The sequence below is a fragment of the Candidatus Hydrogenedentota bacterium genome, from assembly GCA_016791475.1.
GTDB lineage: Bacteria > Hydrogenedentota > Hydrogenedentia > Hydrogenedentales > JAEUWI01 > JAEUWI01.
On the sequence record JAEUWI010000005.1, the window covers coordinates 15,333 to 35,549 of the forward strand.

Genomic DNA, 20,217 nt, shown 5'->3' on the forward strand with positions numbered 1-20,217 from the left:
GTCAGGTGCTTTTATTCAGCCGATGCAACGTCGAAGAAGCGCGCGCCCGTCGAATCGATGATATCCGGCGTCACAAAGATCAGCAGACTGGACTGGGAGACTTCCTTCGACTTTCCGCGGAAGAAGTAACCCAGGATGGGCAGGTCAGCCACGTAGGGCAGTTTCTGCTCGCCCTTGATGGACTTGTCCTGCACCAGGCCGCCGAGCACCAGCGTATCGCCGTCGTGCACGATCACGTTCGTCCACACCGCCTGCCACGAGGTCGTCGGGTAGGTCAGGGTCTGGTCGAGCTCGATGTCGCCGCTCACCGTGGTCGTCGTGAAGGTCTTCTCGCCGATTCGGGTGCGCACTTCGGGGTTCAGCCACAGGCGCACCTGGTCGTTGTCGCGAATCTGCGGCGTGACCGAGAGCGCAATACCGAAATTGAACGGAAGCGCAAGGGGGCGGGTCGCCACGATGGGCTGGGTGACGCCGTTGTCGCCATTCGAACCCGGAATAACCTGGGTGTCCACGAACACCAGGAAGTACTCCGTCGTGTAGTCCACGATGGCCGCGGGCTTGCGGTTCATCGTGGTCACGCGCGGCGCGCTCAACAGTTCCGACTCCTCAAGGCTGTTCAAGTAGTCGAAGGTCACCGACAATTCGTCGCCACTGCCGTTGTCCAGAATCGAGGACACCAGATTGAAGGTCGTCGACGCCGGACCGGGGTTCACCGCCGCGCCCACCACCGTCTCGCGGAGGGTATTGCTGAAGGCGTTGGAGCCGTCGGGCCGCTCGTCGAAGCCGATCTCCTCCAGCACGTTGTCGCCGTTGATGTCATACTCATAGGTCTCTTCTTCCAGACCCGTGGGCAGACGCGCGCCACTGTTGCTTTCGGTGTTGATGTCCCACTTGAAACCAACCTTGTCCAAATCGGAAACGCGGATCGTGAGGAACTTGGCCTCGATGCTCACCTGCTTGGGCGTCACGTCCAACTGGGCAAGCTGCTCTTCAAAGGCTTCCAGATTGGTCGGTGTATTGCGCACGATCAGCATGTTGTTCGCGGGATTGTAGATCATGTCCGACAGACGCTCTTCAGACGAGGGCGCGTACACGTCGGGGATAAGGCGCTGGAGGAGCGTCAGGATCGGGGCGTCGCCGCCGATCGAGCTGGCACCCGTTCCACCGAGGCCCGCACCCTGGTCGTCGGTCTGTCCAGCGCGGGCGGCACCATTCCGCCCTCCGCCGAGCCCGGCAGTTCCACCGCTGGCTTGTCCTCCCGTGCCCGTACCGGCACCGTCTAGACCAACTATGAAGTTGGTTGCCGGCGTTTCGCCGACCGCTTCATCCGGGAAGGTGGAAAACAGATCGGAAATGTTGCTCGTCGCGGTCACGTCGCCGCCACCGCCCTGGCCGCCACCACCGCCGAAGCCACCACCCTGTCCACCACCACCAAAGCCACCACCCTGACCACCGAAACCGCCGCCCTGGCCGCCGAAGCCGCCGCCGCCGCCAAATCCGCCGCCGGAGCCGCCGAAGCCGCCGCCGCCAAAGCCGCCGCCGGAGCCGCCGAAGCCGCCACCGCCGAAGCCACCGCCGGAACCGCCGAAGCCGCCACCGCCAAAGCCGCCGCCGGAACCGCCAAAGCCGCCGCCGGAACCACCGAAGCCACCGCCGCCGAAACCACCCTGACCACCACCACCGAAGCCGCCACCCTGGCCGCCGAAACCACCCCCCTGACCGCCGAAGCCGCCGCCGCCCGAACTGTTACCCAGGGGGGATACAGAGAACTGATTGCGAAGCACCAGCTTGAAGAGGGTTTCCGCGCCGGCGTTACGCAGCTCGTAGTAGCGCGTATCCAGATCTTCGAACGATTCGCGCTGAATGATTTCCGGCTTGCTGACGAAGAGGAAACCAGGTTCAATCGAATAGGACAGGCCGAGCGGGCGAAGGAGCGCCTTCAGGGCCTCGCCCAGAGGCGTGTCCTTCAGGTTGATGTACGGAATCATACCATCGCTCTTCGGGCCATAGTATTCGTCAAGATTACTGAGGGGCTGACCATCCTGTCCGACGAATTGTCCTGTGGTACCGAACTGCCCACCACCGAAACTCCCGCCGAAGCCTGTAGGCTCATCCTCGTCACGATCACGGCGGGATGCACCACTACCACCGGCGCGAGGCGGAGCATTGAATGCTCCGGGAGCGGGCTGGAAGGCGCCGGGTGCGCCAAAACCAGGCTGGCCGGGCGCCAGAGCCGTAGCGGCGACCTCTTCGCGCTCCGGTTCAACCGCGCGCTTGTCGATCACAACGTTGAGCTCAAAGCTGTCCTGAATGAATTCCATGACATCTTTGATGTGAATGTCTTCAAATTCGATATTGACCGGAGACGCAAGGGTGCGCTCGATCTGGGTCACTTCTTTTTCTTCCTCGAAATCTTCTTCGATTTCGGGGACACGGAAGACGTATTGCTTGATACCCTTGGGATCCGCGCCCTCCGGAAGCTGCTTCGACTTCTCTACATACTGGCGGATACGATCCTTGTCTGTCTCCACCTTACGCTCGTCGTCCATCATGGACTCGCCGCTCTGGCCCAGCGATGCCGTATGCAGGCCCTCCTTGGCTTCCTTGTTGTCGGGATCCAACTGCAGCACGTGGCTGTAGATCTCGACCGCCTGGCCGTAGAGATGCTGCTCGAGGTAGAGCTTGGCATACTTCAGGTGCTCTTCCACGCGGAGACGCTTGATCTCCTCGGGGGAAAGGCCGGGCGCTTCGCCGTTGGTTATGGTCTCGGGGTCAAACGTCTCGAAGACGGGCGTCGCACCCGGATTCTGACCCGCAGCCTCCATCGAGATCTTGCTGGTGCATTGCTTCAGGTACTCCTTCGCCTCCGCGTAGTCCGGGCTCAACGCGAGTGCGCGGTTGAACTCGGTCTGGGCATCGCGGTAGCGCTCGCCCTTGTAATGCTCCACGCCACGTCGGAATGCCTCTTCCGCAGGCGTTAGCGCCGCGGCCTGGGCAAGCACGATCTCTGGTTGCGATCCCTCTTCTGTTGCTGCGTGGCCGCGCTGGTCGCCGTGCGCCATCACGGGGAGGATGAGCGCCATGGGAGCCACCAACCAACCCCAGACTTTGGCGCGCTTGTAGCCGTTTTTCATTACCTTGTCTTCCTTCCGCTTGTTCTCAGCACTATCCCGAAATGTGCACCATAGCCGCAATCCGCGCCTACGCCAGCTCTTAGGGTAACCTGAGGGTAACCGTTTTCGCAAAACGTTCCGCATACACAACCACCGACTTCTCATCGGGGTTGATTGACTCTACTTTAAACTCTTCGAACTCTTCACCCTCGTCGTACCACTTCTTGGCTACGCCCGTTTTCAACTGGGCGCGCCACTTGCCCTGAACTTCCTTCAGATCCAGCAATTCGATGCCGGCTTCTTTTCCCGTCAGGCCCGTACCTCCCTCGGTCGGCGCATCGGAGAAATAGGTAAAGGCATTGCTCCGGTAGAGCCCGGCATATTGACCGGGCGCGTCCAGCGGGGGCCGGTTGGGCGGCGGCGCGGGCGGATCCGGCTTCCCGCTGAGTACCGTGACGGCGTCATCGAAATCCTCTGAGCCAAACAACTCATACACGCGGAACCCCAAATAGGCCAGAAGCGCCACCAGAACCACACGCTCTTTGAAGCGCCAAATTCCTTTAGTTGCTTTCAGCAGTTTATCCATAAGTCCCTTCCAGTCCCGCTTCCTGCGCACCGCGCTATCTAGCAAATTAGTTGGTGAACAGAACGGTCCGCTTGAACCATTTCCAGAACTTGGCGACTCCCGACGGTTCTGGTTGCGGCGTAGGCGCTTCGTCGTCTCCTATGGCCATGGAATTCCTACGGGCAGTCGGAGCCAAAAGGCCCGCAACGTTATTCGCCCCCGGCGTGACTGGAGGCACCATAGACACGGCCCCTCCTCCACCGACCGTACCGGTCGCGTCCGTTATTGGATGGGCGCGAAGAAGGAATAATTCCACTTCCATCATAGGCTCATATTTCATCAGAATCCGAGGATGAGTCACTCTTAACCCCTCCACGCTGAAGAATTTGTCGGAGGTACGGAGTTTCTCCAAGAACTTTACAAGGTCTTCCATCTCCATAGAGAATGCAAGACCGGCACGCGTATACTCCACAGTATTTCCTATAAATCCCGCAGGCTTTGGGTCATAGAGCGCGACACGCGAGATATATTGAGCGTTGTTGTCCATAAGCATCTCGAAGATTGAAATACCGTACTTCAGGCGCTCCAATTGGTCTGTAACCAACTTGGGGGTGATGTCGTAGCCCTGCCACTCTTCCGCGTAGTGCACCCCAAGCATCGTCTGGATCTCCATAGGGATGCGCTGATATACCTGCACGCCGTATTTCTTTTGTGCCTTCTCCCACAACTCCTTTGTCATCCTCGCCGTCTGCTCACCATACCAGAATTGGAGTATAAACACATCTTCCGGGGGCTTCTCATATTCTCGCCAATCGGAGTCATTGAAGTACGGAAGACGCACGGAAATCGCGTCCTTCCAAGACTCGACAACCGCGCTATGCTGTGCGATAACCGTATCGGGATCCTCGTCCTTAAACGTGCTGTTCAAGCCCTTGTAGGCCGCGCTCAACGATTCGAGCAGCGCCTTGTCTTGAGCATATTTTGTTAGTTTTGCCTTGAAATAGAACTGGTAAACACAAAAACACACTGCTACCATCGACACCAGAACGAGGACATATAAAATTCGATCTCGGTTCATTCTTCTTCCCTCTGACGGCGTCGCTCGCTCCTAGTCAGCCTTGGCTGCCCCGATGGAGCCGCGTCGAGTCCTTCGCCCCCGGTGGCAGGAGCACTCGGCCTGGCAAAATTCGTCCCGGCGGCACCCGTGCGCCCCAGACCAGCGTTGGAAGCCGTAACTGACACTTGGGGGGTAGCCTTGTAATAGAGGCCTTCAAACTCGATGTTTACCTCGAACGAGTAGACAGCAGGGCCCGTGACGGGACCAACCGCGCCCGAAGGCCGACTCGCCTGATTCGCCGTCGTCCACGCTTGATAGAGTATTTCCTGCGGCAGCTTGAGCACGCTGGCTTCGCTGAAGTGAACCGCCTTCACCTTCAGCGTATCTTTGTTCGCTTGGGTGCGCTCCGCCGCCTTCAGGTTCTCCACGAATTCCTGTATCGCTTCGCTGGACTCCGCAAAGCCAAGAACACGGAGACCGTTGGGCCGCGTAAATTCCTGGAGACTGGCCCCTGCCCCCCCGCCCATTCCGCTTCGACCTCCACGGCGACCGGCACGATCATCATCTTCTTCCTCGTCCGCACTCGCAAAACCGCCGCCGCCCGCGGCCAATCCCGTGGGGTTCTGAAGGCTCACGCCCGGAAATCCGGAACTGAATACCTTGGGCTGGGCCAGGGTCGGCTCGTTCTCCGCGCCCGGCGTACCCGCGCCCGCCAGCGGATTGATGCCGCCGGAAAGACGGCCAAAGCCACCACCCGGCCGTTCCATGCCGCCGCCGCCGCGCATCGGCCCCGCCGCTGTCGCCGTAGCCGCGTCCGTGATGGTGGTCGTCTCGATGGCGCTGAACCACACCTTGAATTTTTCAGGGCGGGAATCGTTGACCAGCGACATCTCCTCAAGCCAGAAATTGCGGAAGTTCCGCTCGTCTTCGAGGGCCTTTACCTGCGTTTCCAGCCCCGACACCTGGGTCTGAACCGCCTTGAAATCTTTCAGTTTCGCCGACTGGGGCACCGTCGCGCCGGTGATACTCAGCACCAGCTCCGGGTCGTAGCGCTGGATCATCGTCTTCATTTTTCCGATTTCTTCCAGCACCTTCGTATTTTCTTTGGCCTTCTGGGGGATGATGCACGCCATCGTCAGGGCCAGGGTCGCCATCGAAAGCCCCCAGTACAGGGCGGCCTCCCGGCGGCGCGCCGCTTCCAGAACGCGCGGCGGGATCAGATTGATCTCCAGCGCCACCGTCTGCTGGCAGCGCAGCGCCATCCCCAGCGCCACGCAGGACTGCTCCGGCGCTTCGCTGACCTGCTGGCCACCCGGAGCCACCGCCAGGCCCGCCAGCGGCTGGGCAATACGCACCTCAAGGCCAAGCTGGCGCTGCATGAAGGGAATGATGTTGCGCAGACAGGCACCCCCGCCGCAAAGCACCACGCGATTGACCTGGCCACCGCCCGGCAGCGACCGGAAGTACGCAAAAGAACGCATGATCTCGGAGACCATGCGCTGGAGAACATTACCTATGACTTCGCCGCCCTGACCGTCCGTATTCGGATCGCCCGTCGGCGCAAAACCGCGCTGGCGCTTCAGGCGCTCCGCGTCGGTAAAACTCATGTTGAAGGCCGACGCGATCGCCAGGGTAACGTCGTTGCCCCCCAGATTCAGCGGGCGCGTAAAGCGGAACTGCCCCTCGCGCTCGATGACGATATCCGTCGTGGCCGCGCCCATATCGATAAGGGCGACGCATTCGCCCGAACTGCCAAATTCACCCGTGTGCTTCAGCCAGTTGTAGGCCGCCAGCGGGTTCACGTCCGCCACATCGATCACCCGCCGCGATGGCGTCAGGATCTCGATCAGCTTGTCCACCACATCCACCTTGATCGCCGCCATCATCACATCGTACCCGCCCGCCTCCGTGCGGCCCAGGATCTGATAGTCCATCGCAATCTGATCCAGCGAAAACGGAATCTGCTGCTGAATTTCGTAACGAACTATCTGGCTGACTTTATATTCCGGTACCGGAGGAAGCGTTCGACTTCGTGTGAACACAGACTGGCCCGGCACGCCGAAAATCGTCTTTCGCGTGCGGACCTTCGTCTCTTTCAGCAGTTCGGCAAGCGCCTTCTGCTTGATGGCCTTGCGCTCTTCCTCGTCCAGCGCCGGATCCGAGTTAAACTCGCGCTGGTAATACTTTACCAGTTGGTGTCCAGCTTTGGTCTGCGCAAGTTCCGCAAGTCGGATTGCGCTTGCACCAATGTCAAGCACCAACCGCTTGTGTCGTCCGCCAGTTATACCAGCCATATCGGTCCTGTTCCCATACCCCCAGAATCAGCCACACCTGCCTTCCCGCAAGTGACATTCACTGCTCTGAATCGGTCGTTAACGCTAACAGGGTAAATAGTGTTAATAGACCTATTTCCCATGACGGCGTAAACCCTTGTCCGTTATTGTAGTATACCCTTAAATACTTGTCAAGACCCCTGTTATGTTGACAACAATTTACCCCGAACCACTACCTACGGTACACTAAGCGCGCAACGAAATCCATAGTCCGCGCGAACCGTTGAAATTTTGTCAAAATGACGCTTCGCACAGCGCACGTCAAAACGATCCGATTGATACGATCCACCCCGAAGCACCCGGAATATTTGACCGTAATCCTTCGTCACGTCCGTATTCCCTTCGTACGCCTGATACCAGTCCTGCGTCCACTCATACACGTTGCCGGCCATGTCCACGCAACCATAGGGCGAAAGACCCTCAATATACTTGCCGCGCTCAACCGGCCCGCCCACCTCCGACACCTTCGTGTTGCACACCGTCGGGTCAAACTCGTTCCCCCAGGGAAACTCCAGCCCCGCCGTGCCCCGCGCCGCCTTCTCCCACTCCTGCTCCGTCGGAAGTCGCTTCCCCACCGCCTTCGCATAATCCACCGCCTGGTTCCACGTCACGCCGGAAACAGGAAAGTTCTCCCGACCCTCCGGGAATTCATGCTCAAGAAACACTTCCTTAAATTCTGCGTTAGTAACCTCATATTTGTCAATATAAAATGATGGCAGATCCACCTCGGCCTGGGGGGCCTCATCCGGCGCCCGGCCCGACGCCCCCCGGAGGAAGGGCCCCGCCGGCACCAGCACCATCCCCGCCGGAATGTCACCCGGCACCATCTCCAGCAGCACGTCCTGCGGCTCATTGGGCTTCAGCGTTACCCGCGTGCCTTTCATGATATACCCCGACGTGTGCACATCCACAATATAATTGCCCGGCGGCAGCGAGTATTCCTGCGGCGTCACCAGCGGCTGCTTCGCCCCATTCAGCCAGATCGTGGCCGCCGTGGGCTTCGAAGAAAGCCGCAGGATCCCCTCCTGGGGCTTCAAGTTCACCTTCGTGTTCACCCCGTACTCGTGGTCCGTCTTCACGTCCAGGACCTCCGACTCATAGGGATAATAATTCGGATAGGTCAGCCGGTACCGGTGCTCGCCGATCCCCACCGCGTACTTTCTGATCGGGGTCGTGCCGATTACCGCGTCGTCCAGCGTCACCTCGGCGCCCGAAGGTTCCGACTCGATCGTCAGATAACCCACCAGCGGCTCCATCTCGATCACGAACTTCTGCGGATCGCCCGCCTCCACCCGGATCTCGTCCTCCGTATCGCGGTAGCGCTCCATCTTCAGCAAAATATTCAACTGTCCCTCGGGCAAACCCCGAAGCGTCGCCGGGGTCACCGCCGTCACCCCGCCCTCCACCAGCACCGTCGCGCCCGACTCCGGCGCGCTGTCAATCGTCACCTCCGTCTGCGGTATCTCCTTGCCGCAGCCGCCGGCCAGTGTCGCGAGGCCGACCAGAAGGACAAGAAAGCCCGCTCTCGCGCGCACGGCACACAAGTCAAGACGTCTATCCATCATTGTCCTCAACCACACTCGCCCCGGCATTCCACCGTGTCCTGTCTACTGCACGATGGCAGCTCCTGCGCCGCACGCCCCCCAAACGAAGCATGCGGCACACCAAAACCCTATTCTGCGCCCCCCATTATAAACAATAAATCTCGAAATTACACCCCCCTATTCCTTCGAGAAACTCTTGTTCGGCTGCTCGTCTTTCAGGGCCCGATCCACCGTCACCGTAAACTCCACCGTCGCCGGGGTCGTGTCAAATATGTAGCTGGCGGGATCGTTCGGAGGCAACGTGGCGTTCTGCAGAATTCCCGTCCTGAACAACACCTGATACTTCACGTCGCGCTGGCGGTAGGGGGGCTCCGCGCCCAGCGGACCATCGTCGCCCAGGCGATCCGGCGCGCCCGGATAGCACGTGGAAACGTTCAGGAAATCGAGGCCGCCGCCCGTGATGATGGCGGATGGGCCCGGCGCGGTGATGAGATCCTGAGGCACGACGAAGGTGTAGCCTCCCGGCGCGCTCGAAGGATCGATCAGGCCGACGGCCGCCACGGCGCCGTCTTCAAAGAGCTCGTAGGACACGCGCGCACTCGCGGGCGATACGCTGTCCGGTATCTCCATCGTGATATTGAAGCCCGCCTCCACGCGCGCGGGACAGAGCGGCAGCGCCACGCGGGACGCCGCGCCAAAGCTCTTCTCGCCCGCGTCCACGGCGCGAAGCGCGGCCAGGGTCGGGTTGTTGTACCAGAAGTTCGCCTGCACCTTCGTATCCAGCGCGGCGGCCATGCTGACCCCCGGATCCGTCCAGCGGCGGAAATTTACATTGAGCGCCGTCAGATCATTGGAGGTGGTCAGGTTGCCCAGCACGGGGATACTCTGCAGGTTACCCGCTTCGTCATAGCCCTGCACGGCAATCAGATACTCGGAGCCCACCGGACCCGTCATCAGATCCCGGAGCCGCGTGGTTCCGGTGAAGATGGTGTCCAGCCCGATCACACGGGTATTCGCATCCATCCAGTTGCTCCAGGTGCCCGCCGTGAGGTCGGTCCACGACGTGGCGGCGACACCGGGGAAATCCGCTCCCCACAGGCGCCAGCGCACCGACGGAACGCAGGGGAAGGGATCCTGAGGATCTTCGCCGCCCTGGCCGCGGAAGAGCCCCCAACTGAAGACCGGATTGGTCGACGGCACCTCGTGGGGTCCGCTGCGCAACTCGCCCCGGGCATCGGGGAACCACCAGAAGTGGTAGGGGCGCATGGGTATGAAATTCTGGAAGGACGGGTCGAGGGTGGCCTCGTTGCCCGCCAGATCCATGACACGGATATTGGCGATGGCGTGCCACTGGTTGACGCCGTCGTGGGCCAGATTCGTAAAGTTCCACACGGTCTGCAGGGTGTTGCCGCCCGAATTCGTGTAGGTCACCGTCAGTTCGGAGGCGTTCGCGATCAGCTCCGGCGTGGACTCGTCGGCGCTGTCCCACCAGGCGAAGCCGGGGCGCACCGTATAGTCTCTGAACAGGGCAGCCTGCTTGCCGCCCGGCGTATTCTCAACGCGGCCATTGGGCAGGCCGTTCACCGCGAAGCCCGCTCCCACGTCGGTAAAGGTGAGGGCGAGGCCCACATTGGCCTTGAGGTATGGCGGAATGACGGGCAGATTGCCATCGAGGAAAACGGACGGCTCGCCCGTGTTCCCATTGAGGTAACCGGCGTTGGCGCCCGCATTGCCCAGGAGCGCGCTGGCCGCACCGCTCCAGGGAGCCCCTCCGTCGATGGGGTCGTCCAGCAGGGTGGCCGCCGTCGCATACTGATCCGCGAGCAGGGTGAGATTCGTCGTCACCACCGGCGGGATCGTGTCCAGACCGAACACGCGACCGTAGACCGCCTGGCCGACCGCGCTGAAGTTGCCCTCGGTGTCGCCGTGCAGGTCGTTGGTCGCCGCGATACTCTGGGTATCGTCGGTGTTCAGGTAGATGATGTAATCCTTCTGAATATTGAAGCCCGGCGCGGGATAGAGCGTCTCCAGCACATCCTCATCGATGGTGTAGTCCGCCGTGCCAAAGCTCGTGTCGACGAGGCTCTCGGTGATAATCGGAAGGGGACCAATAATATTGGCGGCGGTGCGAATATCCACCACGTCTTCGTGCTTGATGTACAATTCCGCATCGCTCAGATCCAGTCGGCGCGCGTTGATCTCGATGGTGATGACCCCCTCGCCCACATAGGCCCGTGCGAAGCCGCCCTGGATCACAAAGCACTCGGTCCAGTCCGACGAACCGCCCGAACCGTCCGCGTCATCCGCGCCCACCACGAGGTTGCCGGTCGCCCGGGTCTCGGTGTCAAAATCGAGGCCCGTGAAGGGCATGCTGAAAGGGTCGGTCTCCAGTTCGCCCGTGTCCACGCCGCTCTGGCGCTCCTGGGCCGCGCTGGCCAGTTTACCGGGAAAGGGCTCGATCACGGTTTCAAACACCGTGGCGGGAACCAGAACATCAATGACCGCATTGGCGTCGGTGACGCCGGTCGGCATGGCCACCGGATTACCCCCGGCATCGGTCACCCAGTTGCCCAGCACTTCCAGGGTGGCCGGGGTGCCGTCGATACCCGCGCCGCTGTCGTGGATCAAGGTCGCCACAATGTGGGCCTCGCCGTCCAGGGCGTTTACCCCCAGCCCGGTATTTGTCAGCAGCGTGCACTGGAGCACGTTCAACTTGCCGCCTTGATCGATTCGAATGGCGTCGCCGCCGCTGCCGGTAATGACCGATCCGGCAATATAGACGTTGGTCGGGTCGAGGCAATTCAAACTGATGCCGGTGATGCCGTCAAACATGCAGCGGCGGATTTCCACGGTGCTGTCGGGCATCGCCAGAATGCCCGTGGTGCCGCCCTTGATCGTCACCCCCAGAATCTCAAAGGAGCGGTCGTCTTCCACCGTGATGACGGGGCCGCCGCCGGTGCCCACGATCTCGATCTTGTCCGGTCGGGAGGCCTGCTTGCCACGGATGGTGATGTTGTTCTTCGCGGCGTTGATCACCAGATCCGTCGCCAGCGTGTAGGTCGCCGGCGGATCGGTCAACAGCGTGGGACCATCCAGCACAATCGTGTCGCCCGAGGTCGCGGCCGTGAATGCGGAGTCCAGCGTGGTGTGGGTACAGGTCGCGCACACATCCAGGGTCGCCGCGCGGGCCGGATCTACGATCAAGACGGCGCCGGGCACGGCCAGGAGCAGGGCCACCGCCCGATTGAATCGCTTGCTATACCACATACTGCTATCTCCTTTGGGGCCGATTCCGGCGCCTCAAATCACTTCCGGGGTATTCAGTTTACAACGGCACAGACGGGACCGCGGCGCCCGGTGTCGCCGGGGCGCCGCAAGCCCAATTACTCACCACTGTCCGACTGGTCCGAGGGCGCCCGACGCTCATAGGTCGCCGTGGCCTTCGTCGCCGCCGTGGTCACGAATTCGTTGCGATCACGGTAGTTGATAAAACCGTCTTTGTTCTGGTCGATACCGTAACCGGCTTCCACCGTCATGATAATTTCAAACACGTCGGAGCGCACCGTAATCAGGTTGCCCATGGCGCGCAGGCGCGCCTGGATCTCATCGAAGCGGCGCGCCGGAACGGCATCGTTCGACAGCGGATAAACCGCCCAGTCTTCAACACCATCCGTCCCCGTACCGGTAAGATCCGGAACATCCATCCGGCTCAGCGTATAGTTGTAGTCGAAGGCGTTGGAATCCTTGGTCAGATCGCCCACGCTCTCATAGTAGCGGCCATCCGCATGCTCGGTCCGGCCGCCCGCTATCATGGCGCTCAGGCGGAACGCGCCCAACTGGTGCGCGGCCATGGAAGGCAGGCCCGTGTTCGGCACCAGCAGGTCGGAGTCCGGATTCAGCACGTCGCCGGTGAAGCGGTTGCGCGTGGGCGGCGTCGGCCCGCCCGCGTAGAACCCGGCCGCGCCGTCGGGCGCCGTCCAGCTTCCATCCACCGGCAGCGGCCCGCTGTAGCGCATGAGACCCACCGGATCGTCCACGGGAATGGGAGCGCCCAGCGCGCCGGTCGTCCCGGCGACGTTGGTCGGATACACGGTCTGGGCCACGTTCACCACGCCGGGCAGGCCCAGGAGCGTGCTGAAGTAATCGTGGTTCGCGCCCTGCACCGAAACGCGCTGCTGGACCGTATTGATGTTCACCCGGCCCGCCGTCCGCTTGCGGGGCGACAGCACCACATGGGTCAACACACCCACATCGCCCGGCAGGCCCACGTTGCGCACGCGAATCGCCAGGAAGTTATCCGTCACCCGCACGATCTGAGGCTGCCAGCCGCCCGAGGTGTTGTTGCCATAGGGGATGTAGCCATCGGCGCCCGCGCGGTACTGCACCGTGGGATTCCAGTCGTCGGGATGAATCAGACCGGCCGGCTTCGCGGAGGGATCGGCAACCGTGGCCAACTGGGGCGCGATACCACGGGCCTCGGTCGGATCGGTGATGACGTCGATGGCGTAGACCGGATCATAAAGGCGGCCATTCGGGTCCTTGCGGGGATTCGTGGGATCCTTGATCAGGAGGTTGTTGGTCACCGCGTTCACCGGCACGACGCTGCCATCGGACAAGACGTAGTTCACAGGCGTATTGTTATTGATGAAACTCGTTGTGTTCTTGGCCTCAATACCCTGCGCGGGAAGATCCCGCACCTGGGCCGAGGCACGGGCCGCTTCTTCGATGCGCTCCCGCATCTGGGGCAGGAAGGTGCCGATGTACAGCACATACTCGCCGTTTTCCAGGCCGTCGGCCCCGTCCCACGTGAAGAGGGCTTCGGGCGGCGCAAAGCCGTCGCGCTTCTCGCTCACGAACATGGCCGTGCGCTTCTCCAGCGGCCAGCGGCTGTCGAGATTGTTGTTGTCGTAGACGTTGTTGCCCGCAAAGTTCGCGGGGTCGGTGATATAATCGGAATCAAAGAGGTAATACAGCGGGAAGCTTACCCCCGCGTTCGCTCCGTTCACATAGCTCGGATAGTTCGAGAAGTGATCCGGGTTCGACGGTGCGGCCGTATCCGAACCCAGTCCAAAGAGGAAGACCGGAGTCCAGGCCGCCGGCGCGAGCCAGGTGTCGGGTCCGCCACCGGCGATGGTGGGCACCCAATCCACTTCGGCCAGCGTAACCGCTTCCGGCCGGATCGGGCGAAGCTCCGCCTGGCCCATGGTCAACACCGTGCTGTCCACCGCCATACTGTTCATGGCCGCCGTGAGCAGATCCTGCGAGTAGGTGTCGTCCACCAGGTCCTGGCCCAGCGTGGCGCCCCGCAGGGCAATATCCTGCGTGACGGAAATGCCGTCGCCCGGACCACTGTCACCCTGCAGATTATAATTCAGCATGGTCATGTCATGAAGATACCCGTGTATATTGGTTAACGGGTTTGGGTTGGCAGGGGTATCAACCGCGTCGTGCAGGTACATCTGGTGAGGCACCCGCATCAGGTCCGCCGGACTCTGGAAGGCCCGATTCGCCACAAAGGTGCGGGAATGGTTCCAGCGCTGATCCGGCAGCGACTTGGTGTTGGCCGTGGTGTCGCCCGGCAGGCGCAGGGCGTTCTTAAGCGGATTGGCCCCGTTGAATGCGCCGTCCTCGTGGGTGCGGAAATAGTCGAAGGGGCCCTGGAAGCCGGGACGGCTCGGGAACTGGCGCGTATCCGTCGCCGCCGCCGCGATCAGCTCCAGATCCCGCGGGTTGTGGCCGCGCCGCATCGCCGCGTTCATACGCAGGGGCGAACCGCTCATGGCATGGCCGTAAAGCTGGAGATTGCGCGCCACCGTGGCCACATCCACGTTGGTAAAGGCCGGGTGCGTCCCCACAAAGCGCGGGCGAATGTCCTGCACATCAGCGGGATTAGCTGAGATAACTAGAGTATCTGTGCCCGTCAAGCCCGGATTCACACTGCCGAGTTCCGCTTCGAAGTAACTCAGGCTGTCGGCCCAGTCATCGTAATTGCCGTCCGTCGCCTGCCAACGATTTTCCGTGCCGAAGCGATCACCGTTGTACAGCGGATCCTTCCGCTCCAGGCTGCGATAGAAATCAAGACCCATCTGGTTCGGAAGCCAGAACGTGCGGTATCTTGCGTTTAGACCGGGCTGCTCGATGAGCACATCGCCCGGCGTGCCGCTTCCGTCAAGATCCACCGACACATAGGGCACCGCCACCACGTCGTCGATGGTGCGGTTGGTCACATCCGCTTCGCGATAGGTCACCCGGTCCACGACCTGGCGTTCAAGCTGCGACTTTTCATACAGCGTAACGATGACGTTGTCGCCCGGATACCAACGGCGCTCGGAGAAGGCTTTCCAGTCCTGGGGATCCAGGTCCGACCCCTGGTAGGACGTCGGAATGGCGGTGGGAATCACGGTGTTGTCGCCGTAGATGTTGTAGCCCGCGTTGATGCCGTGCTGAAGTCCAAGACCACTGGGCACGATAGAATCCACCGTGAAGGGTGCATTGGGAACGCCCGTGGAATAAGCCGTGTTCCAGTCCAGCCGATCCGGGAAGAGCGAAAACGGCATGATACCGGCCTCAAAGCTCCCCGCGCCGAAGCGCCGCACCGCGAGCACATTGTTGACCAGATTCCGGCCTTCGTCCACGCCCTCGCTCAGGCTCGCGCGATAGAACACGCTGTCCACGCCAATGCCGAAGAAGTCCGCTTGATAGGGGCGCTCGTCCACAAAGCCGTCGAAGTCGTTGTCGACCATGTCCATATCCAGCGTGCCGGGAATGTACTGCGCGGGCACACCCGGAACCCGGCTGGCGTCGATCCAGTCCGGGAAGCCATCCGCACCCGCCGTGCCGACAACGTAGCCGGGCAGGGCGCCATTCTGCGTCCGCTCGTCGATCTGCTCAAAGAGCACATAGCCGCCGTCACCGTCGTTGTCGAAGCCATCGCGCTCGGGGTAGTTTGGCAACACGCCGCCTTTCAACACAAAGGCGGAGACATCGTCCAAAGTATCGACCTCGTCCAAGCGGATCGGCGTAGGTGTAGCCGTAAAGGGATTGGCGGTGCCGATCTGGACCGACTCCAACTGGATGATACGATCCCAAGGCAAGTTGCCGCTGGAATTGGAGAAGAAGCTGCCGAGGGCTTTGCTACTCGCAAGGGTCCCCTCATTCGCGAGGTTGTCCGTGTCCGTGGGCGCATTCAAGGAAGTACGACCATCGCCGTCGTTGTCCACATAGTCGGTGAGGGCGTTGGTGGCCGGATTGACCTTCCGGCGGAATACGCTGCCGGTCACGTCCTGAAGAGTCGGGAAGATTGAGGCGAGGCTGTTGTCTCCTATCGGCGGCACGGTAAGGGCATCCGAGAGGAAACCCGCCGTGACCAGGGGATTCGGCGAGTCGCCATCGGCCAGGCCCATGCCGTTATCGGCAATCCTGTGGTCCGCAGGAACGGCACCCTTGAAACTATCGAACTTATTGAAGGCCAGGAGCACCATGCCCCGGGGCGCGATCTCGGTATTGGCCGGGATGGTCCAGATACTCTTGAAGGGATCCGAAGGCACGGAAGGCCGATCAGGGATACCCACTTCCAACTGCCAGCCACCGATGTCCACGATATCGTCGGACACGTTGACCAACTCCACCCATTCGTGATCGGGTTCCTGGCTGAAATCCAGGGAGTTGATCGCCACGGTATAAGTCAGGGGCGGATTCAGCGGGTTGGCGAGTGCCGTTACAAAGTTGGGATTGACTCGAAATGCGATGTGGAGTTCGAAATCCGAGGCCGCTTCGGGTACGGTGATCGTGAAGGTCTCCGAGCCGCTCGTGGCTTGGTTGTTGAATAGTCCTTCCACGTACCCGTCGAAGTGGTAGTTCGCAAGGGAAGCAAACCCCCCTCGGGTTCCATCAACAAAGGTCCACCCCGCTGGCGCACCGGGAATCTGACCCCCGATCTGAGCATCGTCGATATTCTGGAAGCCATCGGCGGCACCCAGGACGATATCTTGAACGATTGAGTTGCCATCCTGAAGACCTGAAGTCTTGCTGCGATACTTTACCGCGCTCTGCAAGAGCGGCTCATTGAATGCGGCGAGTGCAGGAATCAACTGATTGATGGGCACCACCGTGGTCGCGCCCGTATTGGTCGTCGTGTTGATTGTCAGGTAGTAGCGACCGGGAGGCAGACCATCGGTGGGCGCAATCACGAATTCCAGAATATCCGCCGCGTCGACGAGCGTTGCTGGAACGGTGTTGTCCATAGAAATCCCAAGGTAGGATGCCTCACCCAGAACACCGCCGTTAAACACGTTCCATCCGTTGAGCAGGGGAGTAGTCAGGCGCGCCACGGCGAACTCGGGAAGAATCGACGGGGCCGCCGGGAACCCGAAGTCGGGGCTGGGATCGAAGTTCGGCAGTAATGCCGGTGCGATTGCGGTCATGGGATCGCTCGGATCGAGGACGGCGGTGGGAACCGGCACGGCCTCGGCCTCGATGCGGCGCACGGGGCGCACCATGAGTTCGTTGATCCGGATGGCTTCGCTGCCCGCGGCGGTGTAGCTGATTTCGCGAACTTCGGGACGGCCATTCTCGCCGGTGACGGCGGCTTCAAAAGTCCACCAGTCGTCTTTCACTTCGAGCTTGCGGTTCAGCTCCAGGGTATTGCGCAGGTGGTCTTCAAGCACGCCGAGGGGGAAGAGTTCCGTATCCGCGGTGCGCTCCCGGGCGCCGAGGCGCGTGGGGAAGAAGTCATAGTTGGCCAGTTCGAGCCCATCGGTGCTCAGCTTCTGGCGCTCGGTGCTGAGCACGGAGCGCGTATGGCCGGGATCGCGGTTGTCCACGATGTCCACGGCCGCCTGCATGGCCTGCAGGACCGGGTCCGCCGGGAAGAAGGTCGCGGAGTTGTTCAGCAGGCCGCCACTCGCCCGGATGTGCACGTCTTTCTGGCGGAGGCCCTCGGCGAAGCGATTGGCCACGGGAGCCGTTGCTACAGGCGCCGCCGTGACGGATTGGAAATTATTCGCGAGCACCAGGTTGGCGGCGATCTGCTGGGGCGTGGCGAAGTTGAAGTCGAGCTTGTTGATGGCCCGGATACCGCCCTGGCCGCCGATGAAGTTCGTGTTCCGGTCGGTGCTGAAGGTGGTGACGCTCTGTCGGAGGGCGGCGGTGGTGCCGGTGCCCAGGCCGAAGATCTCCTCAAGCTGGAGGGTGTCCTGCAACTGAAGATCGCCCAGTTCGCCCAGCTCGTTGATGGCGCCGTCGAGATCGTTGTCGAGGCCGTCGGTCAATCCGCTGCGGTCATAAGGATTGCGGCCTTCGGCCACAAGATTCGAGGCGGGGTTGAGGCGCTGAAGTTCGCCCGGCTCGTCCACGCCTTCAAAGGCGCCGAGCTGTCCGAAGTATTCCGCGTAGCGCGTCGCCTGAAGCTCCGCCTGGGCGCTCGCCACCTGGGCGCCCGTGAGGACGCCGCCGCGGATGAAGCTCTGGGCCACGGCGGAAAGCTGGGGCAGGTACAGCCCCTCGTCCACCAGACCGTCGCCGTCGTCGTCGCGACCGTTCAGCGCCGCGATCATGGCGTTCGCGTTGTCGTCCACGCGGCCGTAGCCGGGGTAGATCACGTCGCGATTGAAGGCGGTGGTCACGGTGGGGTCCCAGCCGGTCGGGTCGCCGCCGGGCACGCCGGTGCGCTGCAGCCACAACTGGGCCGCCTCCACCACGCCGACGCCGGGAAGGGTGCGCGTTTCAAATTCCGCCGCGGAATTGCCCAGGCCCAGGGAACGGTAATAGCCCGTGTTGATCAGGCCGCCCAGGCGCGTGGAGGCCAGCAACTCGGGAACCGCCGGACCCAGGGGGTCGTAGCTCTGGCCGCCGGCCACGTTTACGTTGACCTTGCTGGCTTCGTCGCGGATGGTGATGGCGGCGCGGCCGGCCAGATCGCACACGGGCTCGCCCGAATGGGTGATGCGAATGGCGGGTTCAAGCAGGGTGTAGTCGAAGTTGGAGACGATGCCCGGCTCCGCGTGGAACACGGCGTTGGCCGGCTCGATGCGCAGGCCGCCATTGGGCGCAATGGCCGTTTCCACGTTGATATCTTCATAGGCGCGGAGAATGGCCGTGGTGAAGAGGCCCCGATCGTCGGCGGGCCATTCGCCGGGGCTCCGCCAGGTGGTGAGGTAAAAGGGATCGCCCACCGCCAGGGAGCTGTTCGCCGCCACGTTCTCATTGATCTGAATCAGGTTCGTTCCGACGATGGGGGGCGTGGGCGCGACCGGGTTGGCCACGCCGGAGTCTTCGAAGCCCGTAAGCTGGAAGGGCGGAAAGGTGCCGCTGGCCGTGATGTCGTTGGTGTTTGGCCCGACATAGGCGTAGACCTGGTAGTCGTTGATGAGCATGTCGAAGTCGTTGTCGATGGCATCCACATCGGTGGCGGTCAGGTTGACGACGCCGCCCGCCGTCTCGACGGAAATGGTGTTCGGGAGCGTCACCGTGATGGGCACGAGTACCCCAACCGCGTTGGGCACCAGATCGGGCACCTTGCCGTCGGCGTTGAAGTCCAGGAGAATGGTCAGACCCGGCAGGGGCGCGGTCAGGAAATACTTGTTCTCGTTCGCCGGGTCGTCCACCACCCCGTTGCCGTCGTTGTCGAGACCGTCGCCCCGCCGGTCCGGGCCGAGCCCGTGATAGACGAAGCTCGCGAGCTCCATGGCGCCTTCGTTGGCCTCGGGCAGTTCGTCATAGCCGTTGATGCCGGTGCTGTCCAGGTCGTTGTCCACACCGTCGTCGTACATGCGCCGACCGGTGGCGTCGTCCACCACTTCGCCACCGCTGAAGAAACGGTCCTGAGGCAAGGGGATCCAGATCGCATCGTTCAGCCCGTCCAGATCGTTGTCCACGTCGGTCCAGGTGTGAATCCATTCCAGGGGATATTTCTCGTCCGTGAAACCGTCCGTGCCGGAGGGGCCGTAGAAGGCCGGCGTCACAAAGGGAGCCCGGTTGCGATCCGCCACGTTGAAAATGTTGCCGTAGGGCAGGCCGGTGGCGTCGTCCAGTACGTTGGCATAGGCGATGGGGTTGGCGCCCCACACGGCGGGATCTTCAAAGCGCGGAATGGTCAGCCAGTCTTTGGAGCGGCCGCCGTTGAACATCAGCTCGGGGGGCAGGCCGTCTCCAAAATCAAGAAGGGGCATGGCCCGGAGATTGACCAGCGGCGCGCCGCCGGCCTGAAGGGGGACGCCGTTCCACAGGGCCCACTGCTTGCCCACGGCCCAACTGCCGTTGAAGAGTGAGAACGGAGCGGAGTCCGAAGAGGTCGCGTTGGGGTGCTTGAGGAAGTCGCGGTTCAGTTCGGCCTGACCCATGGCATAGGCCGCATCGAGGAGGAGATCGACCTGCGCCTGATTCTTCACGTTCTCGGCGTTGGTCACTTCCTGGCGGCTGACGGCGTAAAACGTGAGGGCGACGGCCAGCAGGATCGTCATGATGGCGATCGCCACGACCAGCGCGGCGCCGCGCTCGCTGGAGCGGCCGGGCTTCTTGGATTGCCTGTCGATCATTGTGTACTGCACCTTTTCCATGGCCGCACTCCTTGCGGTCCCTTCCCCAACACGCGGGCCCGGGCCGAATT

General features: G+C 61.9%; 7 protein-coding genes. All 7 read right to left on the reverse strand.

The annotated features are described in order from the left end of the window. Nucleotides 1-11: 11 nt before the first annotated feature. The 7 genes from JNK74_03920 to JNK74_03950 all read right to left on the reverse strand — a co-directional run bounded on the left by JNK74_03920 (nucleotide 12) and on the right by JNK74_03950 (nucleotide 20,167). Nucleotides 12-3,134: a hypothetical protein gene (locus JNK74_03920; GenBank protein ID MBL7645321.1), complete on the reverse strand. Its 3,123-nt coding sequence runs from the start codon at nucleotides 3,132-3,134 to the stop codon at nucleotides 12-14. A 79-nt stretch (nucleotides 3,135-3,213) separates the two neighbouring features. Further along, the gene (locus JNK74_03925; protein MBL7645322.1) at nucleotides 3,214-3,699 is read right to left on the reverse strand and encodes a hypothetical protein; all 486 of its coding nucleotides are present in this window, start codon (nucleotides 3,697-3,699) and stop codon (nucleotides 3,214-3,216) included. A gap of 46 nt (nucleotides 3,700-3,745) precedes the next feature. Beyond that, entirely contained in the window at nucleotides 3,746-4,756 is a 1,011-nt protein-coding gene (locus JNK74_03930) for a hypothetical protein (protein MBL7645323.1), read from the reverse strand. Continuing rightward, the gene (gene pilM / locus JNK74_03935; GenBank protein ID MBL7645324.1) at nucleotides 4,753-7,029 is read right to left on the reverse strand and encodes a type IV pilus assembly protein PilM; all 2,277 of its coding nucleotides are present in this window, start codon (nucleotides 7,027-7,029) and stop codon (nucleotides 4,753-4,755) included. Before pilM ends, JNK74_03930 begins: the two co-directional genes overlap by 4 nt. 215 nt (nucleotides 7,030-7,244) lie before the next feature. Then, entirely contained in the window at nucleotides 7,245-8,633 is a 1,389-nt protein-coding gene (locus JNK74_03940) for an SUMF1/EgtB/PvdO family nonheme iron enzyme (protein ID MBL7645325.1), read from the reverse strand. Between the two features lie 156 nt (nucleotides 8,634-8,789). Further along, nucleotides 8,790-11,879, reverse strand: a complete 3,090-nt coding sequence (locus JNK74_03945; protein ID MBL7645326.1) for a right-handed parallel beta-helix repeat-containing protein — start codon at nucleotides 11,877-11,879, stop codon at nucleotides 8,790-8,792. Nucleotides 11,880-11,995: 116 nt separating this feature from the next. Next, nucleotides 11,996-20,167, reverse strand: a complete 8,172-nt coding sequence (locus tag JNK74_03950; GenBank protein ID MBL7645327.1) for a hypothetical protein — start codon at nucleotides 20,165-20,167, stop codon at nucleotides 11,996-11,998. Nucleotides 20,168-20,217 lie beyond the last annotated feature (50 nt).